This is a genomic window from Kitasatospora sp. NPDC004614, from assembly GCF_042873675.1.
Classification (GTDB): domain Bacteria; phylum Actinomycetota; class Actinomycetes; order Streptomycetales; family Streptomycetaceae; genus Kitasatospora.
This window is the reverse complement of sequence record NZ_JBIALR010000002.1, coordinates 655,925-680,807: the sequence shown is the minus strand read 5'-3', so window position 1 is coordinate 680,807 and position 24,883 is coordinate 655,925. Positions and strand designations below refer to the sequence as shown.

The following is a 24,883-nucleotide window of genomic DNA, read 5'->3' as shown; positions in this document are numbered from 1 at the left end:
TTACGGCTCGAACTTGTAGCCCAGGCCACGCACGGTGACCAGGTAACGCGGCGCGCCCGGGTCGGGCTCGATCTTCGCCCGCAGGCGCTTGACGTGGACGTCCAGGGTCTTGGTGTCGCCGACGTAGTCCGCGCCCCACACCCGGTCGATCAGCTGCATCCGGGTGAGCACCCGGCCGGCGTTGCGCAGCAGCATCTCCAGCAGGTCGAACTCCTTGAGCGGCAGGTCGACCTTGGCGCCGTCCACCGTCACCACGTGCCGGTCGACGTCCATCCGGACCGGGCCGGCCTCCAGCGCGCCGGGGGCGGCGGCGCCGTCGCCGTTCGCGTCCTCGCCGCGGCGGCGGAGCACCGCACGGATCCGGGCGACCAGCTCGCGGGTGGAGTAGGGCTTGGTGACGTAGTCATCGGCTCCTATCTCCAGCCCGACGACCTTGTCGATCTCGCTGTCCTTGGCGGTGACCATGATCACCGGAACGTTGGAGCGGACGCGCAGCTGGCGGCAGACCTCGGTTCCGGGCAGGCCGGGCAGCATCAGGTCGAGCAGGACGAGGTCGGCTCCGTTGCGCTCGAACTGCTCCAGCGCGTCGGGCCCGGTGGCAGCGACCGCCACCTCGAAGCCTTCCTTGCGGAGCATGTACGACAGGGCGTCGCTGAACGACTCCTCGTCCTCGACCACCAGTACACGGGTCACGATCGGGCCTCCGGGGCAGGAAGTGTGGGTGCTGCTGAGGATGCGCGGTCCTCGACCGGGGCCTGCCCGGCGGGGAGTCGCAGTGTGAAGGTGGAACCCTGGCCCTCGACGCTCCACACCGACACGGTTCCGCGGTGCGAGGCGGCGACGTGCTTGACGATGGACAGGCCGAGGCCGGTGCCACCGGTGAGGCGGGAGCGGGCGGGGTCCACCCGGTAGAAGCGTTCGAAGATCCGCTCGCGGTCCTTCTCCGAGATGCCGATGCCCTGGTCGGTCACCGAGATCTCGATCAGTTCGCCGTCCGCCTCGCCCAGCGCCGCGGCGCTGGAGATCCGGCGGGTGGCGATCGCCACCCTGGTGCGCGGCGGGCTGTAGTTCACCGCGTTCTCCACCAGGTTGCCGAGTGCGGCGGCCAGTTGGCCGCGGTTGCCGACCAGGTACAGGCCGGTGGTGCCGCCCGCGGCGATGACGATCTGCTTGGCGGCGGCGGTCTGCCGGCAGCGGTCGATCGCCTCGGCGATCAGTTCGTCCACCGCGACCGGCTCCGGGTCGACCTTCAGCTGGTCGTCCTGGACCCGGGAGAGGTCGATGATCTCCTGGACCAGGCTGGCCAGCCGGGTGGCCTCGACCTGCATCCGGCCGGCGAAGCGCTGCACCGCCTCCGGGTCGTCGGAGGCGTCCGCGACCGCCTCGGAGAGCAGCGAGAGCGCGCCGACCGGGGTCTTCAGCTCGTGCGAGACGTTGGCCACGAAGTCGCGGCGGATCGCCTCGATCCGGCGGCGCTCGGTGCGGTCCTCGACCAGCACCAGCACCAGCCGGGAGCCCAGCGGGGCGACCCGGACCGAGACCGCCAGCGGTTCGGCGGCCCGGGCGACGGCCCCGGGGCGGGTGAGTTCCAGTTCGATCTGCCGGATCTCGCCGTCCCGGCGGGTGGAGCGGGCCAGCGCCAGCATCGGGTCCACCGCCACCCGGCCGCCGCGGACCAGGCCCATCGAGTAGGCGGCGGAGGAGGCCTTGACCACCTCGTCGCCGTCGCCGAGCACGATCGCGCAGGAGCGCAGCACCGAGAGCACGGTGTCCACGCCGGGCGGCAGGGCCGGTTCCTGGAGGGGTTCCGGCCCCGGCTTCTTGCCGCCGCTACTGCTGCTGCCCTTGCTCCGGCCCTGCTCGCGCTCGCTCCAGCGGAAGGCGATGGATGCGGTGAGACCGACGCCGAGCCCGGCTATGGCGCTGGCAGCGGCGGCGGCCACGTTCACGTCCATGCTTGCCAGCGTAAATGGTGGCCGGGCGCGCTCCGTAAGGGTGCGATCAAGGCATCGGCCGGGCGTTGCCGAGAATTCACCTTCACGATGCTGCCGATTCACCGCTGATGCCGCGGGGGGTCGCCCGAACGGATCAGTGTGGGCCGTGCAAGCCCGTGTGGGCGGTGACGCGGCTACCATTCGCGCCACCAGCAGCGGCCGTCCGTTCGGTCGGCCCCGCACCGGGCCGCCCGGTACGGGGCGTCCGGTCGGCACCGCCACCGACACCGGTACTGGAGGAGAACAGCAATGCGCGACGCGTACCACGAGGAACTCGACTCGATCAGCGACGGTCTGGTCGAGATGGCCCGCCTGGTCGGCTCGGCGATGGGACGGGCCACCACCGCACTGCTGGACGCGGATCTGGAGCTGGCGGAGAGCGTGATCGCCGCCGACGAGAAGGTCAACAACCTGCACCACGACCTGGAGAACCGGGCCATCGACCTGCTGGCCCGCCAGCAGCCGGTCGCCACCGACCTGCGGATCGTGGTCACCTCGCTGCGGATGAGCTCCGACCTGGAGCGCTGCGGCGACCTGGCCCGGCACGTCGCCAAGGTGGCCCGGCTGCGCTACCCGGAGACCGCCGTCCCGAACGACCTGCACCCGATCGTGCTGGAGATGGGGCAGCTCGCGCAGCGCCTGGTGGCCAAGGCCGGCCTGGTGATCGCCACCAAGGACGTGGACAAGGCGCTGGAGCTGGAGGCGGACGACGACGCGATCGACGCGCTGCACCGCGAACTGTTCTCGCACCTGCTGGACGACCGCTGGCACCACGGCATCGAGACCGCAGTGGACGTCACCCTGGTCGGCCGCTACTACGAGCGCTTCGCCGACCACGCGGTCTCGGTCGCCAAGCGCGTGGTGTTCCTGGTCACCGGCGAGCACGTGGACGAGTTCATGGCCACCGCGGACTCGGCCGAGTAAACGTTTTCGCGGTGCGCCCCTCCGGGGGCGCACGCCGCGTGAACCTCCCACCTCCGCACGCCCGTTGACGGCGCGTCAGGACGGCGTTTCACTCGAAGGGACGGGCGTCCACCGGGCTGCCCGGCTCCGCCCGGACGAGGAGGCTTCAGCGCGATGAAGACGACCGGCAACCCGACCACTCCCCCGCCGAGCCCACTCGCCCCGGCCGCGGCGAAGCTGCTGCCGGTCCTCGCCGCGGGCTGCGGCTGCGGCCCGGGCTGCGGCTGCGGCTGCCAGTCCGGCGCGCCGTGCCAGTGCGGCGGCGCGACCGGCGGCTGCTGCGGGGGCGGCCACTGACGGCATGAGCGAGGGCCGGGCACCGATGGTGCCCGGCCCTCGTCGTACGGCGCCTCAGATGGTTCAGAAGGTGACGTCCATGCACTGGTAGAACGCGTTGCCGGTGTCCGCGATGTCCCAGACCGCCAGGATCACCTGGTGGCCGGTCAGACCGGAGGGCAGCGTCGCGGTGTGGCTGAGCGTGGCCGGGGGCTGCTTGCCACCCATCGGCACGGTCAGGAACGGGGTCGGGTTGAGGTTCGCCCGGGTGATCTTCGTGGTGGCGTCGTAGCCCGGCTTGGTGATGAAGTACCGGAACGACGTGGTGGCGTGCCGCGCCTCGATGCTCCAGGTCAGCGTCAGCTGCTGGCCGGCCGTGACCTTGGTGGTCGGCCAGGCGCCGGCCCGCGGGTCGTCGAGCGGCGCCCAGCGCGGGTCCGCGCCCGCGCACAGCGTGCCGGCGGCCGGCCCGGCCGCCGGGAAGCCCTTCGGGCCCTCGACGCTCTGCGGCTCCCACTGGATCTGGCCGCACTTCTTCACCACGCCCGCCCCGCACAGGCCGGCCCGGCTCGGCGGGGTGGTGATGTATCCGTGCGAGCTGGCGGGGATCGCCGTCGCCAGGACTGCCGCGGCGGCCGCGAAGCCGACCGCCAGGATGTTGCGCTTGCGCATGGTGCTCCTCCGTGGGGGTGGATGGAGTACATGAACGCGGGCACGCGCGGGGCCGCGTGGGGGTGCGGCCAGCATTGGCATGCCCGCGCCGACATTGGCCCCCACGCTAGAAGCCCGACCGACCGCCGTCAATGGTCTGAACCACCCCGAGTGGTCTGAACCACCCGCCGCCACCCATCGGTTGACGCCCCGGCACCCGGACACGGAACAGCCCCCTGGGCCGGAGCTTCGTCGCACCGGGCAGGGGGCTGAGCGGGAAAGGAGGTCTTACTTCTTGCCCTGGTTCTTGACGGCCTCGATCGCGGCGGCGGCGGCCTCGGGGTCGAGGTAGCGGCCACCGGGGGTGACCGGCTTGAAGTCGGCGTCGAGCTCGTAGACGAGCGGGATGCCGGTGGGGATGTTGAGGCCGGCGATGGCCTCGTCGGAGATGCCGTCGAGGTGCTTGACCAGGGCGCGCAGGCTGTTGCCGTGGGCGGTGACCAGGACGGTGTTGCCGGCGGCGAGGTCCGGCACGATGGCGTCGTACCAGTAGGGGAGCATGCGGCGGACGACGTCCTGCAGGCACTCGGTACGCGGGCGCAGCTCGGACGGGATCTCCGCGTAGCGCGCGTCGCCGGCCTGGGAGTACTCGGAGTCGTCGGGCAGGGCCGGCGGCGGGGTGTCGTAGGAGCGGCGCCAGAGCTGGAACTGCTCCTCGCCGAACTCGGCGAGGGTCTGGGCCTTGTCCTTGCCCTGCAGGGCGCCGTAGTGGCGCTCGTTCAGACGCCAGCTGCGGCGGACCGGGATCCAGTGGCGGTCGGCCTTGTCGAGGGCGATCTGCGAGGTGCGGATGGCGCGGCGCAGCAGCGAGGTGTGCAGCACGTCCGGCAGCAGGTCCTCGGCGAGCATCAGTTCGCCGCCACGGGCGGCTTCCTTCTCGCCCTTCTCGTTGAGGTCGACGTCGACCCATCCCGTGAACAGGTTCTTCTGGTTCCACTGGCTCTCGCCGTGGCGGAGCAGGATCAAGCGGTAGGTCGTGTCAGCCATGGGGCCAGCTTAATAGAGGGGGAAATTCGGTGGCCGGGCTGTCCACGTCGGACGTAATGTGCCATCAGCAGTTTTGCCGCTTACCGTTTTCGCCGCTCCGGGAGCCCCCATGCCCCTCTCAGCCCGTCTGGTCTCCGAAGCGCGCAGGGCGGCGGGCGGGCTGCCGCGGCAGTTCTGGTGGTTGTGGACGTCCACGCTGGTGAACCGGCTCGGCGGCTTCGTCGTCACGTTCCTGGCGCTCTATCTGACGGTCGACCGGGGGTATTCGGAGGCCTACGCGGGCCTGGTGGCGGGCCTGTTCGGGCTGGGTTCGGCGGTCGCGGCGATCGGTGCGGGGGTGCTGACCGACCGGCTCGGGCGGCGGCCCACGCTGCTGGTGGCGCAGGTGTCGACGGCGGTGTTCACGGCGGTGCTGGGCTTCATGGACGGGCCGGTGGCGATCGCCGCGGTGGCGTTCCTGGTGGGTCTGGCGAACAACGCCTCCCGCCCGGCGGTGTCCGCGATGATCGCCGACCTGGTGCCGCCCGCCGACCGGGTGCGGGCGTACGCGCTGAACTACTGGGCGATCAACATCGGTTTCGGCGCCTCCGCCGCGGTGGCCGGTCTGATCGCGGTGTACGGCTATCTGCCGCTGTTCCTGCTGGACGCGCTGACCACCCTGCTGTGCGCGGTGGTGGTGTTCGTGAAGGTCCCCGAGACGCTGTCGCAGGCGATGGCGGAGGCGGCCGACGAGCCGTCGGGCCCGGCGATCGGACTGGGCGCGGTGTTCCGGGACGGGCCGTTCATGGCGGTGGTCGGGGTGAACCTGCTGCTGGCGATGGTCTTCCAGCAGGGCTCCACCACGCTGGCGATGGACATGGGCGAGCACGGCATCACGACCGCCCAGTACGGCCTGGTGGCCAGCCTCAACGGGGTGCTGATCGTGGTGCTCCAACTGCCGCTGACCAGGCTGATGGAGGGCCGCAACCGCACCGCGCTGCTGATGGTGAGCACGCTGCTGATCGGCTGGGGCTTCGGCCTGACGGCGGTGGCCGGCTCGTCCGCCGGGCTGTACGCGCTGACGGTGGCGATCTGGACGATCGGCGAGATCGTGAACGCGCCGACCATGATGGCGCTGGTCGCCGAGCACTCGCCGGCCCGGGCCCGCGGCCGCTACCAGGGCGTGTACTCGCTGTCCTGGTCGCTGGCGTCCTTCGTCGGCCCGATGGCGGGCGGGCTGCTGCTGCAGTACGCGGGCAGCGCGGCGCTGTGGGGCGCGTGTGCGGCGGCGGGGACGCTGGCGGCCGTGGCGTTCGTGCCGATCGGCCGGCAACGGCCGCAGCCCGCCGCCGAACCGGCGGCGGCGCCCGCCGTCGAGCCGGTCGGCGCGGAGGCCTGACCGGCTCGGCGGCCGGTCAGTTCGCCAGGTCGCCGCCGCTGTTCCGCCGCAGCCGCACCCAGGAGTCGTGGTCGTCCTCGAGGATCCGCTGGTACTCGTCCACCAGCAGCGCCACCTGCTCCGGCACGGGGACGGCGTCGCCGTACTCGGCCTTCATCAGGGCGAGGCGGCGGCGCAGCGAGGTCAGCCGGTGGACGGTGTCGGAGCGCTGGATCCACAGCGTCCGGTAGCCGAAGAAGGCCGCCCAGGCGGCCAGCACCGTCACCACTGCGCCGCACGCCAGTGCCACGTCGGCCAGTTCGCTGGCCAGCGGTTCGCCGACCTTGAGGCCGAGCAGCACCGTGACCAGCGTGGACAGGCTGACGGTGGCCAGTTGAAGGGTCAGCGCCCGCCGTCGGTCCCAGTCCCGGCGGCGTCGGCGCTCCACCAGTTCGTTGTCGAGTTCGGCCCCCAGCCACTCCAACTTCCGTTGTGCGGCGGCATGTTCAGCATCCATCGTTTCCTCCCCGGGCGGGAGGATACCGGGCTCAGCTGTCGGCGGGCGGGTTCTCGCTCGCCAGGTGCGCGAAGGCGGTGAGGTTGCGGGTGGACTCGCCGCGCTTGGTGCGCCACTCCCACTCGCGGCGGATCGCGGTGGCGAAGCCGAGCTCCAGCAGGGTGTTGAACGGCTCGTCGGCGTTCTCCAGCACGGTGCCCAGCAGCCGGTCCACGGAATCGGCGGTCAGCGCCTCCAGCGGCAGCCGGCCCACCAGGTAGACGTCGCCGAGCCGGTCGATCGCGTACGCCACCCCGTACAGCCGGGTGTTGCGCTCCAGCAGCCAGCGGTACACGCCCTCGTGGTTCTCGTCCGGGCGGCGGATCACGAAGGCGTTCACCGACAGCGTGTGGTCGCCGATCCGCAGCGCGCAGGCGGTGGACAGCTTGCGGGTGCCGGGCAGCGAGGCGACCAGCGTGTACGGGTCGGTGGCGGCCGGCTCCCAGGCCACACCGGCCTCGTCGAGCGCGGCACGGAGGAGGGGGAGTGCGTCGTCCTTGGCGGCCATGCCCCCACGCTAACCGGCCGTCGGCCGCCGTGGGGTGTCGCGCCGGTCACGGTGCGCTCCGGGGTGAGCTTCCGTCAGGGGCGGTGCACCTGGCGGGCTGCGGCCATCGCGCCCGCGTACACCTCGGCGGTGGAGCCGGCCGCCGTCAGCCAGCCGAACGCCGCCGCGTGCCGGGCGGCCTCCGCGCCGCGGATGCGGGCGAGTACCGGGTCGGTGACGTAGGGCAGCAGGGCCTGCGCCCAGGCGTCCGGGTCGTGGCCGGGCACCAGGGTGCCCGTCAGGCCGTCGCGGACGGCGACCGGCAGGCCGCCGACCGCGGCCGCCACCACGGGGGTGCCGCAGGCCTGCGCCTCCAGCGCGACCAGGCCGAACGACTCGCTGTACGAGGGCATCACCAGGGCGGTCGCCGCGCGGTACCAGTCGGCGAGCTGCCGCTGGCCGACCGGCGGGCAGAACCGCACCACGTCGTTGATGCCGAGCTGGGCGGCCAGCTTGTGCAGGCTCTCGGGGCGGGCCAGGCCGGTGCCGGACGGGCCGCCGACCACCGGCACCACCAGCCGCTCGCGCAGGTCCGGGCGGCGCTCCAGCAGCCGCGCGACCGCCTTGAGCAGCACGTCCGGCGCCTTCAGCGGCTGTATCCGGCCGGCGAACAGCAGTACCGCGGCGTCCTGCGGCAGGCCGAGCCGGTGGCGGGCCGCCTCGCGGTCGCCGGGCCGGAACACCTCCAGGTTCACGCCCGGGTGCACCACCGCCAGCTGCTCGGGGCGCGCCGCGTAGTGATGGGCGAGCTCGGCGGCCTCCTCCGCGGTGTTGGCGATCAGCCGGTCGGCCGCGCCGACCACCTGGGTCTCGCCGATCACCCGCGCGGCCGGCTCCGGGGTGTCGCCCTGGGCGAGCGCCGCGTTCTTCACCTTCGCCATGGTGTGCATGGTGTGCACCAGCGGCACGCCCCAGCGCTCGGCGGCCAGCCAGCCGACCTGGCCGGACAGCCAGTAGTGCGAGTGCACCAGGTCGTAGTAGCCGGGGCGGTGGCCGGCCTCGGTGCGCAGCACGCCGTGGGTGAACGCGCACAGCTGGGCCGGCAGGTCTTCCTTGAGCAGGCCCTCGAACGGGCCGGCCGTGACGTGCCGCACCAGCACGCCGGGGGCGAGCTGCACGGTCGGCGCGTCGTCCGAGCTGATCGCCCGGGTGAACACCTCGACCTCGATGTCGAGGTCGGCGAGGCGCTTGGCCAGCTCGACGATGTACACGTTCATCCCGCCGGCGTCGCCGGTGCCCGGCTGGTGCAGCGGCGAGGTGTGGACGCTCAGCATCGCGATCCGGCGGGGACGGCGCTGGCGCGGAGGGACTGCGGCCGACCGCGACTCCCCGCGGGGCATGCGGACGAGGTGGTGGGTCACCTGCGGAAGCCTCCCTGGGGCACTGCCCGTCGCTGCGTCTGTACCGCTTTTCGGTCTGTTCACGCGCCGCCGCCCGCGGCCGGAAGCTGCGGGCGGTAGGACGTCAAGGGTGCCAACCGCGTCGTCGTGCCCCCGTATTCCCGGTGGCGGACGATCCCTTCGGACGTGCTTTCCCGGCGCGCGCGGGCGCTGCGTACGCTTGGTGACCATGGCCGCAAGCGACATGCCGTTGTCCCGGGGCCGGTCGAGCCGGCCGGTGGGGACGATCACTCGGGGGACGACGAACACCAACCGGCTGCGGCGGATGGACCGCTGGATCGCGTACTCGATGGGCCGGGCGCTGCGCGCGGCCGTGCACCCGCCGGTCGCCGTGGACCTCGGGTACGGGGCGGCGCCGTGGACGGCGGTGGAGCTGGCGGCCCGGCTGCGGGCGGTGCGGGCGGACGTCCGGGTGGTGGGCATCGAGATCGACCCGGCGCGGGTGGCGGCGGCGCTGCCGATGGCCGACCCGCCGCTGCTGGAGTTCCGGCGCGGCGGCTTCGAGGTGCCGCTGCCCGGCGGGGCGCGGGCCCAGCTGATCCGGGCGGCGAACGTGCTGCGGCAGTACGACGAGGACCAGGTCGCCGAGGTGTGGTCGCGGCTGTGCGGGCGGCTGGCGCCGGACGGGCTGCTGGTGGAGGGCACCTGCGACGAGATCGGGCGGCGGCACGTGTGGGTGGCGCTGGGCCCGGAGGGGCCGCGGACGGTGACCTTCGCGGCCCGGCTGGGGAGCCTGGAGCGGCCGTCGGACCTGGCGGAGCGGCTGCCGAAGGCGCTGATCCACCACAACGTGCCGGGGCGGCCGGTGCACGCCTTCCTGCGGGACTTCGACCGGGCGTGGGCGGCGGCCGCGCCGCTGGGGGCGTTCGGGGCGCGGCAGCGCTGGGTGGCGACCTGCGCGGCGCTGGCGGCGGACTGGCCGCTGCGGGACGCGCCGGCCCGACGGCGGCAGGGCGAGCTGACGGTGGACTGGGCGGCGCTGGCGCCGCGCTGAGCCCGGCTCCACCCGCTCTACCGGCCCGGCCCGATCATCAGTTCAGCAGTTCACTCGAACGAGTTATCGATTACCCCTGGCGTGTTGACGGCCGGGCGGGTCACCATGGGAGCGCCCGAATGCGCCGTCGCGCGCCCCCCTGAGCGCCCATCAGCGCCCCTTGCTCTGAACTACCCCACCAGCTCGTCCCGCACTCGCGCGAACACCTCGTACGTCTCGGCCCCGAACAGCACGAAACGCACCTCGTCCAGGTCGGGCTCCTGCTCGGCCACGGTCGTCAGGGCGATCCGAGCGGCATCGTCGAGCGGCCAGCCGAAGATCCCGGCGGAGATCGCCGGGAAGGCCACCGTCCGCGCCCCCAGTTCCGTCGCCACCCGAAGGGATTCCCGATAGCACGAGGCCAGCAGCTCGGTGCGCTGCTCGCGGTCCTCCGCCCGGAACACCGGCCCCACCGTGTGCACCACCCAGCGCGCCGGGAGCCGGCCCGCCGTGGTCGCCACCGCCCGTCCGGTCGCCAGGCCCTTTCCGTAGTGCGAGGCGCGCAGCTTCCGGCACTCGGCGAGGATCTCCGGCCCGCCCCTGCGGTGGATCGCCCCGTCCACCCCGCCGCCGCCCAGCAGTGAACTGTTGGCGGCGTTCACCACCGCGTCCACCCGCTGATCCGTGATGTCACCCTGCACCAGCGTGATCCGCGTCACCGCTGCTCAACTCCCGTCAACTCCGGTTCTGTGGTGGCGGAAACCCTACGGAAACAAGGCCACCGGAAGCGTGGCAATAACCACATCGGCGCCGCTCAGGCGAAGAAATCCTCGGAGATCACGTTATGGTCGCGGGAAGCTCCCCGATGCCCGGTGCCACACGGGCACCGTGGACGGACACCGGCCGTTGGCCTGTCGGGGAAAGGAAGGACCGACCGATGCCCGCTACGGGAGACGGGCGGGCACCCGACGCGACCAACGACGCGGGGGCCGCCGAGCGCAGTCAGAGCCGGCGCGGCACGCAGCAGCGCCGCACCCGGGCCACCGGGTCCGCGCCGATACCGCATCCGCGTGGCACCGTGCAGGGCGGCGGCGAGCCGGCCCGGGCCGCGGCCGCGGACTTCCGGGTGCTGGTGATCGAGGGCGACGGGCCGGAGCACCGGCTGTTCGAGTCGCTGGCCGAGGAGCTCGGCGCGCACGCCGAACTGCACCGGGTGGACGGCATCCACGAGGCACTGGCCCTGCTGCCGCCACTGCCCGGCAACGGCCGGCGCGGCGCCCGGTACCCCGACTTCCAGTGCGTGCTGCTCGACCTCGGCGCGCCCACCGAACGGCCGTCCGACGGCGACGGCCTGGACGCACTGCGCGAACTGCTGCAGCGCGCCCCGCACACCGCCGTGGTGGTGCTCACCGACACCGCCGGCGCCGAACTCGGCGCGGCCGCGGTGGCCGCCGGCGCCCAGGACTTCCTGCTCCGGCAGGACACCGCCGGACCGCTGCTGGCCCGCGCGCTGCGCTACGCGGTGGAACGCAAGCGCGCCGACGAGTCGCAGCGCCGCCTGGTGGAGGCCGAGATCCGCGGCCAGGAGAACGCCCGCCTGCAGCGCCACCTGCTGCCCACCCCGCTGCTCGACGGCGCCGGACTGGCCTTCACCCGCCGCTACCGGCCGGGCCGCCGCCGCGCCCTGCTCGGCGGCGACTTCTACGACGCCGTCCGCACCAAGGACGGCCGGGTGCACGTGGTCATCGGCGACGTCTGCGGCCACGGTCCCGACGAGGCCGCCCTCGGCGTGGCGCTGCGGATAGCGTGGCGGACCCTGGTGTTCGCCGGGCTCAGCGGCCAGCACCTGCTGACCACGCTGCAGCACGTGCTGGAGCACGAGCGGCGCAGCGACGAGATCTTCGCGACGCTCTGCATGGTGGTGCTGGACGCGCCCCGCGCGGACGGCGCGCCGGAGTCCGCCGAGCTGTTCCTGGCCGGGCACCCCGCGCCGCTGCTGCTCGGGCCGGACGCCGTCCCCGTGCTGCTGCCGTCCGAGCAGGCCGGCCCGGCGCTGGGCCTGCTGCCGTGCGACGCCACCCTGTCCAGCTGGCCGGCCCTGCGGCTGGAGCTGGGCCCGGGCTGGCGGCTGCTGCTGTACACCGACGGGCTGGTCGAGGGGAAGGTCGGGGCGGGTTCGCCGCGGCTGGGCCAGGAGGGCCTGATCGAGCTGATCGCCGACCACCAGGCCGCCGGGCTGACCCGGGGCCGGCTGGTGGACTCGGCGATCGCCGAGGTCGAGGAGCTGAACGGCGGGGCGCTGACCGACGATGTCGCGGTGCTGCTGCTGGAGCGCAACCCCGTCCCGGTGATCATGGGCTGACGGCCCGCCGAACACGCAGAAGGGGCGGCCCCGTGCGGGGCCGCCCCTTCCGTTCGTGCGGGTGTCTCACCAGGGGCCGTAGGGCCCGGCGTTGCGGCCCCGGCCGCGGCCGTCGGTGAGCAGCTTGATCGCGGGGCGGACATCCACCACGTAGACGATCGCCGCGACCAGGCCGGCCAGCGTCAGCAGGCCGGACACCGGGTTGGCGCCGAACAGCAGGTCCGCACCCAGGGCCAGGCCGAGCACGACCAGCCAGAACCCCTTGGTCTTCTTGTCGGCGGCGCGGTACGCGTCGTCGCGGCGGATCGCCGCGTCCACGAACGCGAAGATCTTGTAGCCGATGATCGCCGTGGCCAGCCACCAGAACGGGTTCAGGAGGTTGTAATGCAGGATCTGCACCTGGTGCTCCTCACTCTCTCAATTCCATCCTGGCACGGACACTGCCCGGATCAACGGCCCTCGGCGGTGTGCCGTTCCCCGCACCTGTCACGCGGCGCCGGTCACTCGGAGCCGTTGGCGGCGGTGGTCTTCCGGGCGCGGGCGGGCTTCTTCGCCTCGGGCTTCGACTCGACGGCGGGCTCGTCCACCACGACCTCGGCCAGCACGACCTCCTCGACGTCGGCCTCGACGACCGGGGCGTCGTCCTGCCCGCGGGTGTTGGCGGCGTCCACCACGGTGCGGCCGCGGACCGCGAGCTCGTCGTAGACCTCCTTGGCCTTGACCGCGAACTCCAGCGCCCGGCCGACCTGCTGCATCGCGAACTCCTGCGCCTTGGCCTGGAGTTCCTTCACGTCGGTGGGCAGCGCATTGACCGCCTCGGTGACCTTCGCCTGCGCCTCGACCAGCTTGGTGCCGGCGTCCTGCAGGGCGGCGGTGGCCTTGTCCTGGGTGCCCTTGCGGTCGGCGGCGAGCGCCTCCAGCTGGCCGGGGACCTCGCGCAGCTTCTCGTAGGCCAGGTCGCCGGCGCCGGCCAGGGCGTACAGCGGGGTGGGGTCGGTGAGGGTCTTCTTGAGTTCGTCGCTGATCGGCATGTCGAGTCCTTCAGGTCGGGTGCGCCCGTGCGGTCGGGTCACGCGGGGTCGGTCGGGTGGGCGGCGGCCGGGCGGGCGGCCTGGTTCTCCTTGAGGAAGGCCTCGTACACCGCCAGCAGGGCCTGCTTCTGCCGCTCGTTGATCTGCGGGTCGGCGAGGATCGCGGCCCGCAGCCCCGGCCCCTGCTCGTCCCGCTCCTCCAGAATCCCGGCCTGTACGTACAGCGTCTCCGCCGAGATCCGCAATGCCTTGGCGATCTGCTGAAGGATCTCCGCGCTTGGCTTGCGCAGCCCGCGCTCGATCTGGCTCAGGTACGGGTTGGACACCCCGGCGACCTCGGCCAACTGCCGCAGTGAGTACTGCGCGTTCCGCCGCTGCTCCCGGATGTACTCGCCGAGCGAGCCCACGTTCAGTGATGCCATACCGGCAGTCTGCACCCGCCTGCTTGCTATTGCAAGCACATTGCTAGCGGGCGCACGCGCCATGGTGGTCCGGCCGGTCGGGTAACGTCCGTGCGCGGAGCGAGGGTTGAGGGGTGGCGTGATGGCGGAGCGGCAGATCGGCGCCGTGCTGTGCGATCTGGACGGGGTGCTGCGGATCTGGGCCGACCTGGCCGAGGTGGACGCGGCGCACGGCCTGCCGCCGGGCACCGTCGCGGGGGCGGCGTTCCGGGCGGAGCGGCTGGTGCCTGCTGTCACCGGGCTGGTCACCGATGAGCAGTGGCGGGGCGCCGTCGCGGAGGATCTGGGTGTGGTGTGCGGGTCGGCGGCGCGGGCGCGCGAGGTGGTTGCGGGCTGGGGGCGGCAGGCGTCCTGGGTGGATGCGGAGGTGCTGGGGTTGCTCGGCGAGGTGCGCCGGAGCGTGCCGGTGGTGCTGGTCTCCAACGGGACCACCCGGCTGGAAGCCGACCTGGCTGCGCTCGGGTTGGACGCCGTCTTCGACGCGGTGGTCAATACCGCGCGCCTGGGGGTCGCCAAGCCTGACGAGCGGGTCTACCTGGCAGCGGCCGAGTGGGCCCAAATGCCGGTCACAGCCTGCTTGTTCGTGGACGACAGCGCCGGGAATGTGGCCGCCGCCGAGGCGCTCGGGATGCACGGCCACCACTATCTGGGTGCGGCAGGGCTGCGGGCGGCGCTACGCGGTCACGGGCTGATCTGACCGAGGCGCGGAATTCCGGGCGGGCCCGGTCCGACGCGTGGCACGATCCGCCGCATGACGACCTTTCAGGCCCACGACGGAACGGCCCTGCACTACGAGCAACTCGGCGACGGCGCCCCACTGTTGGCGATCCCGGGCGGCCCGGGCGCGGACGCCCGCTACCTGGGCGACCTCGGCGGCCTGGACGCGCACCAGCGGCTGATCCGGCTCGACCCGCGCGGCAGTGGCCGCTCCACCGAGCCCGCCGACCGGGCGAGTTGCTCGTTCACCGAGCAGGTGAAGGACCTGGAGGCGCTGCGCGAGCACCTCGGGCTCGACTCCTTCGACCTGCTCGGCCACTCCGCGGGCGCCCTCACCGCCCAGCGCTACGCCGCCGAATTCCCGCACCGGGTGCGGTCGTTGGTGCTGGTGACGCCGGTCGGGCGGGGCTCGCGCGAGCCGGACGAGGCGGAGCTGGCGGCGCTCCGGGCCACCCGCGCCGACCAGCCCTGGTACCCGGACGCGGCGCGGGCGGCGGCGCTGCTGGCCGCCGGGCAGGGCGATCCGGCGGAGCTGACCGAGCGCATCACCCCGTTCTTCTGGGGCAGTTGGGACGACCGGGCGCGCGCCGCGTCCTTCGATCCGGAGCTGGTGCCGATCGCGCTGTGGATGCGGGCGGCGTTCTACGCGGGCGCGGGCGAGGCCGCACCCGTCGCCGTGCCGGTGCTGGTGGTGGCGGGGCAGTTGGACGGGATGATCGGCACCGCTCCGGCCCGGCTGGCGGCCGCGCTCCATCCGGGGGCCCGGCTGGAGGTGCTGGAGGGCGTGGGGCACCGGCCCTGGGTCGAGAAGCCGGCCGAATTCGCCCGACTGGTGGGCGAGTTCCTCCTGGGATAGCACCTCAACTGCCGTCCACCAGGCGGCGGTAGTCGGGGGCCAGCAGTTCGGCGAGGTCGCGGCCGCGGACGGTCAGGCCGCTCGGGCCGAGGTGGTCGAGGGCCGGGTCGGGGCGTTCGGGCGGCGCGTCGGGCGGGCGGAGGGTGAACTCGCCCTGCCAGAAGGCGTCCAGGCACTGGTCGAGGGGGCGATCGGAATCGGGGCGTTTGGTCATGGCGGTCACTCCCCCACGGCGTCTGCGGACAGGGTGAGCAGTTCGCGCAGCTGCTCGGTGGGCAGTTCGGTCAGCCACTGTTCGCCAGCGCCGACCACGGCGTCCGCCAACTCGCGCTTGGCCTGGAGGAGTTCGGCGATCCGTTCCTCCACGGTGCCGACGCAGACCAGACGGCGGACCTGGACCTCGCGGTGCTGGCCGATCCGGTGGGCGCGGTCGGTGGCCTGGTCCTCGACGGCGGGGTTCCACCAGCGGTCGAGGTGGATCACCTGGTTGGCGGAGGTCAGGTTGAGCCCCGTCCCGCCCGCCTTCAGCGACAGCACGAACACCCCTGGCCCGTCCGGGGATTGAAAACGGTCGACGAGTTCCTGGCGGCGCGGCGCGGACAGCCCGCCGTGCAGATGGAGCACCTGGGTGCCGAGCCGGTGGCGCAGGTGCGGCTGGAGCAGCGCGCCGAACTCGGCGTACTGGGTGAACACCAGCGTCCGGTCGCCCTCCGCCAGGGCCTCCCGGAGCAGCGCGACCAGCCGCTCGACCTTGCCCGAGCGTCCGCCCAACGGCGAGTTGTCGTGCAGGAGTTGGGCCGGATGGTTGCAGACCTGCTTGAGCCGGCCGAGGGCCGCCAGCACCGCGCCCTTGCGCTCCACCCCGCGCACCCCGCTCAGGCGGCGCAGCAGTTCGGCGACCACCGCCTGGTAGAGCCCGGCCTGCTCCGGCGTCAGGTTGCAGCGGACGGTGAACTCCTGCTTGGCGGGCAGCTGTTCGCCGATCTCGGGGTCGCTCTTCAGGCGGCGCAGCAGGAACGGGCCGGTGAGCCGCTGGAGCTGGGCGGCAACCTCCCGGTTGCCGGACTGCTCGACCGGGACGGCGTAGCGCTCCTTGAACGACTCGGCCGTGCCGAACAGGCCGGGGTTGGCGAAGTCCAGGACAGTGTGCAGTTCGGCGAGGCGGTTCTCCACCGGTGTGCCGGTGAGCGCGATCCGCGGGCCGGAGCGCAGCGAGCGGATCGCCCGGGACTGCCGGGCGGAGCGGTTCTTGATGTGCTGGGCCTCGTCCGCGACCACCCGCCGCCAGCGGATCGCGCGCAGTGCCGCGGCGTCGCGCTGGAGCACCCCGTAGGTGGTGATCACCAGGTCGGCGGCCGGATCCGGGGCGGTGCGGTCGGGGCCGTGGTGCAGCTGGACGCGCAGGGCGGGAGCGAACCGGGCCGCCTCGCGCTGCCAGTTGCCGACCAGCGAGGTCGGGCAGACCAGCAGGACGGGGCCGCGGGCGCCGCGGGCGTGCTCCAGGGCCAGCAGGGCGAGCGTCTGGACGGTCTTGCCGAGGCCCATGTCGTCGGCCAGCACCGCGCCCAGCCCGAGCCGGCCGAGGGCGTCCAGCCAGGCCAACCCCCGTTCCTGGTACGGGCGCAGAGCACCGGCGAAGCCGGGCGGGGGCGGGGTGCGGTGAGCGCCGGGGAGCCGGCCGAGGCGGCCCGCGAGCAGGTCGCCGAGCGGGCCGTCGGCGTGCACCACGGTGACCGGCAGGCCGTCGACCACCGCGCCGTCGTCCAGGGCGAGCCGCAGCAGCGTCGCGGCGTCCAGTTGCGGATCGTCCCGGCGGGCGGCCAGGAACCGCAGGGCGGCGGCGAGTTGGGCCGCGTCCACCTCCACCCACTGGCCGCGCAGCCGGACCAGGCCCTGCTGGGCGCCGGCCAGCTCGTCCAACTCCTCCTGGGTGAGCGGCTGTTCGCCCACCGCGAGCTGCCAGCGGAAGTCCACCACGGCGTCCCGGTCGGCCTGCGCCGCACGCTTCACCGCACCGGACGCCGGACCGCTGTGCGCGCTTGCCGCCAGGCCGAGACGCGGCCGCCGGCGCCACCACGCGGGCAGCAGCACGCCGTACCCGGCGGCGGTCAGCAACGGAGCGGTGTCGCGCAGGAACGCGAGCGCGCCGGCCCGGTCCAGATCGACGCCGGTGGGCCGGGTGCGGTGCAGGGCCGCACGCAGGTCCGGGCAGAGTCGGGCGGCGCGGTCCAGTTCGGCGAGGTACGCCTCCACCGGGTCGCCGAGAGTGCGGCCCAACGCCGCCAACCCCGGCCCGTCCGACCAGAGTTCGGCCGCGGGCAGCAGCAGCGAAGGCCGGTCCGCCGGGCCGGCCAGCACGTCCAGCCGCCAGTTCTCGTCCGGGACTTCCGCATCCGGGTTGTCCGGCGCGCTGCCCAGCGGCTCCGCCAGCCGGAACGCGAGCCGGACTTCACCGGCGGGCTCCGTCCCCACGCTCCACGCCGCGAGGCGCTCCGCGATGTCGGAGTCGGGCGCGGCAGGGAGGCGGGGGTCGGCGCTGCGGAGGGCTTCCAGCCAGTCCTGCGGCGCCGCGGCTGCCGGCGGTGCCTCGAGCGCGGTGCGGGTCTCGTGGTCGGTGAGGGCGTCCAGGACGGCGGTGAACAGGGCCGCACCGGTGCGCTCGGCGCCGTCCTCCGCGCGGGCGATCGGCGGGCAACCCGCCGCCAGGCCGCTGCTCTCGCGGCGGGCCGGACCATCGAGCGCGGGACGCCAGCGCGCCGCCCACCCGTCCGCCTCCTCCACCAGCGCGGGCAGCACCCGCCCCCGCCCGACCAGCCGCCACGCCAGGTCGTGCACCGCCGTCAACCACCGCAACGACGCCCCGTACGCAAGCTCCGCCGCCCGCCCACCGGGCAGCTCGACGGTCGTCCCCGGCCAGTACGGATCGAACAGTTCACCCAGCAGCTGCGCCGCCTCGGCCCGTTCGAACACCAACGCCGGCACCCGCCACGCCTGCAGCACCAGCCCCTTCGCGGTCGACCCCACCGGCAGATCCGGCGACGGCGTCGGCCGCGAGCCCGTCGGCAACCGCAGACTCACCCACCGCTCGGCCCCCCGCTCCGCGAGCCACGCGGGCCCCGCGCCAGTAGCCGCGAGCAGCCCCGCGACCTCACCTGCCGAGCACGCGTACGGGTGCCGCGACCCTTGTACGGCCCGCCCCGTGAACGCCGCCGCATCCTCCGCCCACACCGCGAGGCGGCCGTCGGCCCGCCAGAGCGCGTGCAGGACGTACATGGGTCGGGGCCTCCGAGAACGTGAGTGGCTGGGGCTTCCACCATAGAGCTGGTGAGTGACCAACCAGGGGGGGCGCGGGGAACTGCGCGACAAGCGCACGCCCGTCCGCAAGGTCGCGATCAAGTGCAGGTCACTGTCCTGCGTCGCGATCTTGCCGGCGGGTGCGTTCCCCTTCGCGCAGTTCCCCGCGCCCCTGGTTGGTCGCCCACCAGCTCGCGCGAGTCTCCCCGCGCCCCTGACTTCGCGCCCACCAGCTCGCGCAAGTCTCCCCGCGCCCCTGGTTGTGCTCTCCCTGGTTGCTCAGCTCATGTGGAACACCGGCCCCCGTGGCGTGAACGGCAACGTCGCACCGCGCGGGATCAGGTACGCGTGCTCCCGTCGGGGCACGCGTACCACGTCGCACTCCGCGTCCGTGATGATCAGTACCGGCGCCGTCGGCGGGAAGTCCTGGGCTCGGGTGAGCAGGTCGATGCCGGGCTGGAGTACCGTCCCGCCGCGGCCGTGGAGCCGTACGCGTGAGGCGAGTTCGGCGACGGGGAGGTAGCCGGAGTCGTGCGGGGCGGCGTCGCAGCAGATGAGGCGGGCGGCGGGGACGTCGCGGGCGGCGGCGTAGGAGGCGATCGCGCCGAGGGCCTTGCCGAGGAGGGTGCGGCTCATGGAGCCGGAGGTGTCGAGGACGACGCCGAAGGTGCAGCGCGGGGTCTCCTCGGGCGGGTGGTAGCGGCCGGCCCGGGGGATGTCGGGGCTGGCGGACTGCCGTCGGGACGGCCTCGCGCAGGAGCGGAGGGGTTCCGGTCGGGGGACGAACTCGTCGAACCAGCGGGCGAGTTGTGCGTCCCAGGGCAGTGGCGGGTGGGCGAGGGCGCGGATTTCCTCGACCAGTCCGGCGGGGAGCAGGCCGCGTTCGCGGGTGTGCAGGTCGAAGCCCTGGAGCAGGCCGCGCCGGTAGAACTCGTCCAGGTCGACGTAGCCGCCGTGGCCAGGCCGGGGCAGGGGTTCGCCGAGGATGTCGCCGAGGCCCTTGCCGCGCAGGGTGGCGAGGCGGCGCATGCGGCGCTGGTCGCGGACGATCCGGTCGTAGACCTCTTCTGCCGAGAGGCCCTTCAACTCGGGGTCGTGGAGCAGTCCTTCGGGCATGTCGCCGACGCCCATTTCGAGCAGCCAGCCGTTGATGACGTAGTCGGCGGCGACGTTGAAGAGGTAGGGGTCGCGGCCGCCGGCCCGGTCGCCGTGGCGGAGGGCGGCGTGCAGCATTTCGTGGGCGAGGATGAAGCGCCATTCCTCGTCGGTCTGGCGGCGCAGCGGGTTGAGGTAGATCTCGCCGGCGTCGGCGTTGACGGCGGCGATCGAGATGCCGTGCGCGCGGGCGAGTTCGGCGTCGGCGACCAGGGTGAGACCGGCGGCGAGGCCGCCGAGCAGCGGGTAGTTGGCCACGAACCAGCTGAGCGCCCGTTCCCACGGTCCCTGCGGGAGGCGGGGCCCGCCGAGGTGTTCGCGGCGGCCGGCGGCGAGGTCCATCGCGGCGGAGACGGTGCGGGTGAGGGCGTGGGCGAAGGCGAGCGTCCAGTCCTCGGGGTCGTCGGTCGAGTACCAGGCGCGCAGGAGTTGGTCGGGCCGGTCGCCGCCGGTGCCGCAGGCCCGGTATTCGGCGGGGATGCCGTCGCGGCGCCAGCGGGCGGCGAGTGTCTCTTCGTCGCCGCCGGGCCAGGCGGCGGGCAGGTCGTCGGGGGCGCGGCCGATGTGGAAGTTGGCGAGGTAGCGGTTGACGACGGTGCAGCGGGCGGCGAGTTCGGGCGCGTCGGGCTGGGTGCGGGGGCCGCGGGCGGCGGGGAGGTGGCCGAAGCCGAGGTGGAGCAGGGCGTGGGCGAGGGCCCAGGCCCATTCCTCGGGTTCGGCGCGGCGGGTGCGGTGGGCGTGCACGGTGCCGTTGGAAGTGACGACGGCCCAGCCGGTGGTGGGGTGCAGGTCGCAGTGTTCCGGCTCGAGAGTGCAGAGGGTGGCGGGGACAGCGCGGAGTGCCGGGTTGGCCTTGACCGTGGCGAGTCCGGCGGCGAACGCGGCCTTGGCCGGGTCCTGTTCGGGTTTGTCGGCGGGGCGGCGGGTGCTCACCGGCGGGCCTCGACCAGGCGGGGCAGGTCGCGGGCGGCTTCGATGAGGAACCAGGACGGCAGCACGGGGTTGCCGTCGGGGCCGTCGGCGATGACGGTCTGGGCGACTTCGACGGAGATCTCGGCGAGTTGCACCAGCAGTGACTTGGAGCGGTAGGCGTGCTGGCGGACGGTCGGCGAGGCGTGTTCCTTGCGGGCGGGCAGTTCCTTGACCAGTCGGCCACGGAAGCTGTCGGCGAGGTAGTAGAGCAGGTCGCGGTCCTCGACCCGCTTCGGCCAGGAGGCGTCGCCCTTGAGGATGGCCTCCAGCCCGTACGCGTTGCGGACGATCTTCACGTAGCCGCAGAACGCGACGGCGTGCGCGGGGGTGAGCAGTCCGTGTGCGAGGACCTTGAGGGTGCCCTCGTCCAGGCCGGCGCCGAAGGAGTGCAGCGCGTCGGAGAGCATGTGCCAGGCGCGCGGGGTGGAGAACGGTTCCTCGGTCTTGGGCGGGTTGGACCACAGGTGGTCGGGCCGGTCGGTGAGGTGGTCGGTGATCCACGGGTGGATGCCGTGGGCGCCGGCCCAGCCGAGCCAGTCGTCGGAGCTGGCCCGCAGGTGGACGTGGACCAGGCGGTTGAGCAGCGCGGACGGCATCGGGCGGGCGAGGGCGCCGTCGGTGGCGCGGTTGCCGGCGCCGATCACGATGGAGCCGGCCGGGAGCTCGTAGTTCCCGATCCGGCGGTCCAGGATCAGCGAGTAGAAGGCTTTCTGCACGTCCGGTGTGGCGGCGTTGAGCTCGTCCAGGAACAGGCAGTAGGGCTGGTCGCGGGCGATGATCTCGGGCGGGCAGAACCGGGAGCGGCCCTCGGGGGTGATCTGCGGGACGCCGATCAGGTCCTCGGGGGCGAGCTGGGTGCCGAGCAGCGAGACGCACTCCAGGCCGAGCGACTCGGCGAACTGGTTGACCAGCGAGGACTTGCCGATACCGGGTGCTCCCCACAGGAACACCGGCCGCACGGTGGCGAGTCCGAGCAGCAGCTCGGGGACCTGGGACGGCGACACGGTAACGGCTGACTGCACGAGTCTCCTCGGGGAGTAACGGGGGGTCGGCGGCCAGTGTGAACCGCCGGATCCGCCCGGCGCATCCGGTTTTCCACCGCCCTCCACAGGCTGGGGAAAACCAAGGGTTCCCCTCGGATGGTTCAAATTTGGACTTCATGGTTGAACGTTGAACCAGATCGGGCTATGGTGGAGCCATCAACAAGTTGAAGCCTCAACAAACGGCTTCGACCCTCCCGAAGGAGAGAAGCCATGGGCATCTTCAACCGCAGCAAGAACACCGCCACCATCGCCCCGGCCGCCGTCCAGGGCCCGGACCTGGCGCACCTCACCGGCGACTACACGATCGACTCCACCCACTCGAAGATCGGCTTCGCGGTCCGCCACGCGATGGTCACCAACGTCCGCGGCGAGTTCACCGAGTACGAGGGCAAGCTGCACCTGGACGGCGCCCACCCGGCCAACTCCCGCGCCGACCTGGTGATCAAGGTCGCCTCGATCCACACCAACCAGGCCCAGCGCGACGAGCACCTGCGCACCGGCGACTTCTTCGACGCCGCCACCTTCCCGGAGATCACCTTCAAGTCGACCTCCGCCGAGCGCATCCACGGCGACACCTACCGGATGCACGGCAACCTGACCATCAAGGGCACCAGCCGCCCGGTCATCCTCGACCTGGAGTTCACCGGCGCGGCCACCGACATCTACGGCGCCAACCGGGTCGGCTTCGAGGGCGGCACCTCCGTGGACCGCACCGACTGGGGCCTGACCTACAACGCCGCGCTGGAGACCGGCGGCGTGCTGATCGGCGAGAAGGTCAAGCTGACGCTGGACATCTCCGCCGTGCGAGCCTCCTGAGACCGTCTGTCCCGGCCGCCCCGCGGCCCCCGGTACCGCCCCTGCCGTCCCCCACGGCGGGGGCGCCGCCGTTTCTGCGGCGCTTTCCGCAGCCGTTTCCGCGGCCTGCGCTACCGCAGCAGCGCGGCGTCCTCGGCCGGCAGCCAGCTCCCCGGCGGCCTCGCCAACCAGCCTTCCGCGGCGGCGAGTTCGGCCGCCGATTCGCGCAGTGCGGCCAGCCCGGGGTGGCGCGGTTCGGGCCGGTGCACCAGGCCGACCAGGCTGAGCGGCACCGGATCGACCAGCGGCCGCGCCACCCCGCCAGGGATGTCCGGCCCGTCCGTGGTGGTGAGGATCGGGCTGCCGTGCCGGGTCAGGTAGCGGGCGAACTCGGCGGCGCCGACCGGCGGAGTACGGCCGGGTGCGGCGGCCAGGCCGTGCTCGGCGAGCAGCCGCAGGCCCAGGTCGGTCCACTCGGCGGTGTCCGGCTGCCCCGCGAACACGTCCACCGGATGCCCGGCCAGCGCGGCCAGCGGCACGGCGGGCAGCGCGGCCAGCGGATGGCCGAGCGGCAGGAACACCGCCATCGGCTCCAGCCGCACCGGCAGGTGCGCCAGCCGGGACCGCACGGCGGCCGGCAGTCCGGCGTACCGCCCGAACGAGGCGTCCAGCCGGTGCGCCGCCAACTCCCGTGCGGCAGCGGTGAGTCCACCGCAGTAGCGGGCCAGCAGCTCGGCCTCCGGACGGCGCCGGCGGGCGGCGGCGAGAACCCGCTCGGCGGTGAGTTCGCGGTTGCCGCCGGGGCTGTTGACGTCCACCAGCAGCGTCCGGGTGTCGCCGAGCGCGGTGATCTCGCCCTGGAGTTCCAGCAGTTGGCGGGCCTTCGGCAGCAGCGCGGCCCCCGTTTCGGTCAACTCGACGCTGCGGGTTGAGCGTTGGAACAGCGCACAGCCGAGCTCCCGCTCCAGCGCCTGCACGTCCCGGCTGACGGCCTGCTGGGCCAGGTGCAGGCGTTCGGCGGCGCGGCCGAAGTGGAGGGTCTCGGCGACGGCGGCGAAGCTGCGCAGCAGGCGGGGGTGGACGTCACGGGGCACGGCGGGAGATTAACAACAGGATCCGGTGAATTGGGCGAATTAAGTGTTGGACGGCGCTCCGGGCCCGGCCCGAGGGTGGAGCAATCCCCCTCTTCTTCCCCGGAGTTGTGCGTTGTCCCTGCCACTCGCCCGCTACCGCCCGGTGTTCGCCGTGCCGGGCAGTCTCACGTTCACCCTGGCCGGTCTGCTTGGCCGGCTCGCCCTGGCGATGTACGGCGTCTCCGTCGTGGTGCTGATCGCCGACCGTCGCGGCTCGTACGCGCTGGCCGGCGCGGTCTCGGCGGTCGGGGTGCTGGCCGGGGCAGCACTGCTGCCGCCGCTCGGGCGGCTGGTCGACCGGCTCGGACAGGCCCGGGTCGCCGTCCCCGCCGTCCTCGCCACCGCACTGCCGACGGGCGCGCTGCTGCTCTGCGTCCGCTCCGGCGCACCCGACTGGACGCTCTTCCTGTGCTGGGCGCTGTCCGGCACCAGCCCCAACCTGGGCGGCATGGCCCGGGCCCGCTGGGCGCACCTGCACCGCGCCGACGCCGCCGTGCTGCACCGGGCCAACGCGCTCGAACAGTCGCTGGACGAACTGTGCTTCATGGCCGGACCGGTCCTCGGCATGGCCCTGTGCACGACACTCGCCCCCGAAGCCGGACTGCTCGCCGCCTGGGCCCTGGGCACTGTCGGCACCCTGCTGTTCGCCGCCCAGCGCGGCACCGAACCGCCGCTGCCCGAAGTCGCCCAACACGCCACCGCCCCAGGGGGGTTGCTCCGCACCCGGGGCTTCCTCCCGCTACTGGCCGGCTTCCTGGCGGCCGGCGTGCTGTTCGGCTCACTGGAGGTCACCACCCTCGCCTACACCGACGCGCTCGGCCGGCAGTCGGCCGGCGGCGTGCTGCTGGCGCTGGTCGCGGCCGGATCCTGCGCCTCCGGGCTGGCGTTCGGCGCGATCCGCCCGCGACGCCCGGCCGCAGTGCGACTCGCCTTCGGCGCGGGCGCGATGGCCGCCCTGATGCTGCTCCCGCTCACGGCCGGCCGGGCCGGGGCGGGCGTGACACTCCTGGGCGCGGCGCTACTGGCCGCCGGTTCGGGCACCGCACCGACCATGATCACCGGCATGACGATGGTTCAGGAACTTCTCCCCGCACACCGCCTGAACGAGGCCATGGCCCTGGCCGTCTCCGCGATCCTGATCGGCATCTCCACCGGCGCGACACTCGGCGGCGCCGTCGCCCAGCACACCTCCCCCGGCACCGGGTACCTCCTGCCACTCGCCGCGGCGACACTTGCCCTGCTGGCAGCCCTGCCCGCCGCGATCCGAAAGTCCTGACGGGGGCGCGACCGCAGGCCCCGG

At 73.4% G+C, this 24,883-nt stretch carries 25 protein-coding genes; 9 read left to right on the top strand and 16 right to left on the bottom strand.

Annotation, left to right across the window (positions count from 1 at the left end; translation table 11 throughout):
• A complete protein-coding gene (locus tag ACFYST_RS08735) occupies positions 1 to 693 on the bottom strand; it encodes a response regulator (protein ID WP_380363657.1) in 693 nt (230 codons plus the stop codon).
• Positions 690 to 1,955 (bottom strand): sensor histidine kinase, encoded by a 1,266-nt coding sequence (locus tag ACFYST_RS08730; protein WP_387643975.1) that lies wholly within the window; start codon positions 1,953 to 1,955, stop codon positions 690 to 692. The genes ACFYST_RS08735 and ACFYST_RS08730 overlap by 4 nt, the downstream gene beginning before the upstream one ends.
• Before the next feature lie 288 nt (positions 1,956 to 2,243).
• Between ACFYST_RS08730 and phoU the strand changes: the two genes are divergently transcribed.
• Together phoU and ACFYST_RS08720 are read left to right on the top strand one after the other, a co-directional pair.
• Entirely contained in the window at positions 2,244 to 2,918 is a 675-nt protein-coding gene (phoU, locus tag ACFYST_RS08725; RefSeq protein WP_387643972.1) for a phosphate signaling complex protein PhoU, read from the top strand.
• A 153-nt stretch (positions 2,919 to 3,071) separates the two neighbouring features.
• A complete protein-coding gene (locus ACFYST_RS08720) occupies positions 3,072 to 3,254 on the top strand; it encodes a hypothetical protein (RefSeq protein WP_387643969.1) in 183 nt (60 codons plus the stop codon).
• 63 nt (positions 3,255 to 3,317) lie between these two features.
• Here the strand turns inward: ACFYST_RS08720 and ACFYST_RS08715 are convergent, their stop codons facing one another.
• Positions 3,318 to 3,905 (bottom strand): lytic polysaccharide monooxygenase, encoded by a 588-nt coding sequence (locus ACFYST_RS08715; protein ID WP_387860972.1) that lies wholly within the window; start codon positions 3,903 to 3,905, stop codon positions 3,318 to 3,320.
• A 267-nt stretch (positions 3,906 to 4,172) separates the two neighbouring features.
• A complete protein-coding gene (locus ACFYST_RS08710; RefSeq protein ID WP_387860971.1) occupies positions 4,173 to 4,931 on the bottom strand; it encodes a phosphoglyceromutase in 759 nt (252 codons plus the stop codon).
• A 109-nt stretch (positions 4,932 to 5,040) separates the two neighbouring features.
• On the opposite strand from ACFYST_RS08710, the gene ACFYST_RS08705 reads away from it, so the two are divergent.
• Entirely contained in the window at positions 5,041 to 6,309 is a 1,269-nt protein-coding gene (locus ACFYST_RS08705; protein WP_387643961.1) for an MDR family MFS transporter, read from the top strand.
• A gap of 16 nt (positions 6,310 to 6,325) precedes the next feature.
• On the opposite strand, the gene ACFYST_RS08700 is transcribed toward ACFYST_RS08705, so the two are convergent.
• The 3 genes from ACFYST_RS08700 to mshA form a co-directional block, all read right to left on the bottom strand.
• Positions 6,326 to 6,805 (bottom strand): SLATT domain-containing protein, encoded by a 480-nt coding sequence (locus ACFYST_RS08700; RefSeq protein WP_387860970.1) that lies wholly within the window; start codon positions 6,803 to 6,805, stop codon positions 6,326 to 6,328.
• Between the two features lie 31 nt (positions 6,806 to 6,836).
• Positions 6,837 to 7,352 (bottom strand): YbjN domain-containing protein, encoded by a 516-nt coding sequence (locus tag ACFYST_RS08695; RefSeq protein ID WP_387643956.1) that lies wholly within the window; start codon positions 7,350 to 7,352, stop codon positions 6,837 to 6,839.
• A 74-nt stretch (positions 7,353 to 7,426) separates the two neighbouring features.
• Positions 7,427 to 8,731: a D-inositol-3-phosphate glycosyltransferase gene (gene mshA, locus ACFYST_RS08690; protein ID WP_387644961.1), complete on the bottom strand. Its 1,305-nt coding sequence runs from the start codon at positions 8,729 to 8,731 to the stop codon at positions 7,427 to 7,429.
• 229 nt (positions 8,732 to 8,960) lie between these two features.
• Here mshA and ACFYST_RS08685 point away from each other — a divergent pair, with 229 nt between their 5' ends.
• Positions 8,961 to 9,785, top strand: coding sequence for a class I SAM-dependent methyltransferase (locus tag ACFYST_RS08685; RefSeq protein ID WP_387860968.1), 825 nt, complete (start codon positions 8,961 to 8,963; stop codon positions 9,783 to 9,785).
• A gap of 170 nt (positions 9,786 to 9,955) precedes the next feature.
• Here the strand turns inward: ACFYST_RS08685 and ACFYST_RS08680 are convergent, their stop codons facing one another.
• The gene (locus ACFYST_RS08680) at positions 9,956 to 10,483 is read right to left on the bottom strand and encodes an O-acetyl-ADP-ribose deacetylase (protein ID WP_387643951.1); all 528 of its coding nucleotides are present in this window, start codon (positions 10,481 to 10,483) and stop codon (positions 9,956 to 9,958) included.
• Between the two features lie 218 nt (positions 10,484 to 10,701).
• Between ACFYST_RS08680 and ACFYST_RS08675 the strand changes: the two genes are divergently transcribed.
• Entirely contained in the window at positions 10,702 to 12,126 is a 1,425-nt protein-coding gene (locus ACFYST_RS08675; RefSeq protein ID WP_387860966.1) for a PP2C family protein-serine/threonine phosphatase, read from the top strand.
• A 66-nt stretch (positions 12,127 to 12,192) separates the two neighbouring features.
• On the opposite strand, the gene ACFYST_RS08670 is transcribed toward ACFYST_RS08675, so the two are convergent.
• The 3 genes from ACFYST_RS08670 to ACFYST_RS08660 form a co-directional block, all read right to left on the bottom strand.
• Positions 12,193 to 12,519 carry a DUF2516 family protein gene (locus tag ACFYST_RS08670; protein WP_387644959.1) on the bottom strand — a complete coding sequence of 109 codons (327 nt, stop codon included), beginning with the start codon at positions 12,517 to 12,519 and terminating at the stop codon, positions 12,193 to 12,195.
• A gap of 107 nt (positions 12,520 to 12,626) precedes the next feature.
• Positions 12,627 to 13,157, bottom strand: coding sequence for a hypothetical protein (locus tag ACFYST_RS08665; RefSeq protein WP_387860964.1), 531 nt, complete (start codon positions 13,155 to 13,157; stop codon positions 12,627 to 12,629).
• A gap of 38 nt (positions 13,158 to 13,195) precedes the next feature.
• Positions 13,196 to 13,579 carry a helix-turn-helix domain-containing protein gene (locus ACFYST_RS08660; protein ID WP_387643943.1) on the bottom strand — a complete coding sequence of 128 codons (384 nt, stop codon included), beginning with the start codon at positions 13,577 to 13,579 and terminating at the stop codon, positions 13,196 to 13,198.
• Positions 13,580 to 13,700: 121 nt separating this feature from the next.
• Here ACFYST_RS08660 and ACFYST_RS08655 point away from each other — a divergent pair, with 121 nt between their 5' ends.
• Together ACFYST_RS08655 and ACFYST_RS08650 are read left to right on the top strand one after the other, a co-directional pair.
• A complete protein-coding gene (locus ACFYST_RS08655; protein ID WP_387860963.1) occupies positions 13,701 to 14,315 on the top strand; it encodes an HAD-IA family hydrolase in 615 nt (204 codons plus the stop codon).
• 54 nt (positions 14,316 to 14,369) lie between these two features.
• Entirely contained in the window at positions 14,370 to 15,191 is an 822-nt protein-coding gene (locus ACFYST_RS08650; protein WP_387860961.1) for an alpha/beta fold hydrolase, read from the top strand.
• 4 nt (positions 15,192 to 15,195) lie between these two features.
• Here ACFYST_RS08650 and ACFYST_RS08645 read toward each other — a convergent pair whose 3' ends face one another.
• From ACFYST_RS08645 to ACFYST_RS08630, 4 genes are all read right to left on the bottom strand, one after another.
• The gene (locus ACFYST_RS08645; protein WP_387643936.1) at positions 15,196 to 15,405 is read right to left on the bottom strand and encodes a hypothetical protein; all 210 of its coding nucleotides are present in this window, start codon (positions 15,403 to 15,405) and stop codon (positions 15,196 to 15,198) included.
• A 5-nt stretch (positions 15,406 to 15,410) separates the two neighbouring features.
• Complete coding sequence (locus ACFYST_RS08640; RefSeq protein WP_387860959.1) at positions 15,411 to 18,464, bottom strand: SNF2-related protein; 3,054 nt, start codon at positions 18,462 to 18,464, stop codon at positions 15,411 to 15,413.
• A gap of 300 nt (positions 18,465 to 18,764) precedes the next feature.
• Entirely contained in the window at positions 18,765 to 20,573 is a 1,809-nt protein-coding gene (locus tag ACFYST_RS08635; protein ID WP_387860957.1) for a hypothetical protein, read from the bottom strand.
• Positions 20,570 to 21,634 carry an ATP-binding protein gene (locus ACFYST_RS08630; RefSeq protein WP_387860956.1) on the bottom strand — a complete coding sequence of 355 codons (1,065 nt, stop codon included), beginning with the start codon at positions 21,632 to 21,634 and terminating at the stop codon, positions 20,570 to 20,572. Before ACFYST_RS08630 ends, ACFYST_RS08635 begins: the two co-directional genes overlap by 4 nt.
• Before the next feature lie 231 nt (positions 21,635 to 21,865).
• On the opposite strand from ACFYST_RS08630, the gene ACFYST_RS08625 reads away from it, so the two are divergent.
• A complete protein-coding gene (locus ACFYST_RS08625) occupies positions 21,866 to 22,471 on the top strand; it encodes a YceI family protein (RefSeq protein WP_387643925.1) in 606 nt (201 codons plus the stop codon).
• A gap of 110 nt (positions 22,472 to 22,581) precedes the next feature.
• On the opposite strand, the gene ACFYST_RS08620 is transcribed toward ACFYST_RS08625, so the two are convergent.
• Positions 22,582 to 23,544 carry a LysR family transcriptional regulator gene (locus tag ACFYST_RS08620; RefSeq protein ID WP_387860955.1) on the bottom strand — a complete coding sequence of 321 codons (963 nt, stop codon included), beginning with the start codon at positions 23,542 to 23,544 and terminating at the stop codon, positions 22,582 to 22,584.
• A gap of 112 nt (positions 23,545 to 23,656) precedes the next feature.
• Here ACFYST_RS08620 and ACFYST_RS08615 point away from each other — a divergent pair, with 112 nt between their 5' ends.
• Entirely contained in the window at positions 23,657 to 24,859 is a 1,203-nt protein-coding gene (locus ACFYST_RS08615; protein ID WP_387860954.1) for an MFS transporter, read from the top strand.
• The last annotated feature ends 24 nt before the right edge of the window (positions 24,860 to 24,883 follow it).

Excerpts from the sequence above, each read along its gene's own strand:
- ACFYST_RS08730 (WP_387643975.1), bottom strand. The coding sequence starts at position 1,955 with ATGGACGTGAACGTGGCCGCCGCCGCTGCCAGCGCCATAGCCGGGCTC.
- phoU (WP_387643972.1), top strand. The coding sequence starts at position 2,244 with ATGCGCGACGCGTACCACGAGGAACTCGACTCGATCAGCGACGGTCTG.
- ACFYST_RS08720 (WP_387643969.1), top strand. The coding sequence starts at position 3,072 with ATGAAGACGACCGGCAACCCGACCACTCCCCCGCCGAGCCCACTCGCC.
- ACFYST_RS08715 (WP_387860972.1), bottom strand. The coding sequence starts at position 3,905 with ATGCGCAAGCGCAACATCCTGGCGGTCGGCTTCGCGGCCGCCGCGGCA.
- ACFYST_RS08710 (WP_387860971.1), bottom strand. The coding sequence starts at position 4,931 with ATGGCTGACACGACCTACCGCTTGATCCTGCTCCGCCACGGCGAGAGC.
- ACFYST_RS08705 (WP_387643961.1), top strand. The coding sequence starts at position 5,041 with ATGCCCCTCTCAGCCCGTCTGGTCTCCGAAGCGCGCAGGGCGGCGGGC.
- ACFYST_RS08700 (WP_387860970.1), bottom strand. The coding sequence starts at position 6,805 with ATGGATGCTGAACATGCCGCCGCACAACGGAAGTTGGAGTGGCTGGGG.
- ACFYST_RS08695 (WP_387643956.1), bottom strand. The coding sequence starts at position 7,352 with ATGGCCGCCAAGGACGACGCACTCCCCCTCCTCCGTGCCGCGCTCGAC.
- mshA (WP_387644961.1), bottom strand. The coding sequence starts at position 8,731 with ATGCCCCGCGGGGAGTCGCGGTCGGCCGCAGTCCCTCCGCGCCAGCGC.
- ACFYST_RS08685 (WP_387860968.1), top strand. The coding sequence starts at position 8,961 with ATGGCCGCAAGCGACATGCCGTTGTCCCGGGGCCGGTCGAGCCGGCCG.
- ACFYST_RS08675 (WP_387860966.1), top strand. The coding sequence starts at position 10,702 with ATGCCCGCTACGGGAGACGGGCGGGCACCCGACGCGACCAACGACGCG.
- ACFYST_RS08665 (WP_387860964.1), bottom strand. The coding sequence starts at position 13,157 with ATGCCGATCAGCGACGAACTCAAGAAGACCCTCACCGACCCCACCCCG.
- ACFYST_RS08660 (WP_387643943.1), bottom strand. The coding sequence starts at position 13,579 with ATGGCATCACTGAACGTGGGCTCGCTCGGCGAGTACATCCGGGAGCAG.
- ACFYST_RS08655 (WP_387860963.1), top strand. The coding sequence starts at position 13,701 with ATGGCGGAGCGGCAGATCGGCGCCGTGCTGTGCGATCTGGACGGGGTG.
- ACFYST_RS08650 (WP_387860961.1), top strand. The coding sequence starts at position 14,370 with ATGACGACCTTTCAGGCCCACGACGGAACGGCCCTGCACTACGAGCAA.
- ACFYST_RS08645 (WP_387643936.1), bottom strand. The coding sequence starts at position 15,405 with ATGACCAAACGCCCCGATTCCGATCGCCCCCTCGACCAGTGCCTGGAC.
- ACFYST_RS08640 (WP_387860959.1), bottom strand. The coding sequence starts at position 18,464 with ATGTACGTCCTGCACGCGCTCTGGCGGGCCGACGGCCGCCTCGCGGTG.
- ACFYST_RS08625 (WP_387643925.1), top strand. The coding sequence starts at position 21,866 with ATGGGCATCTTCAACCGCAGCAAGAACACCGCCACCATCGCCCCGGCC.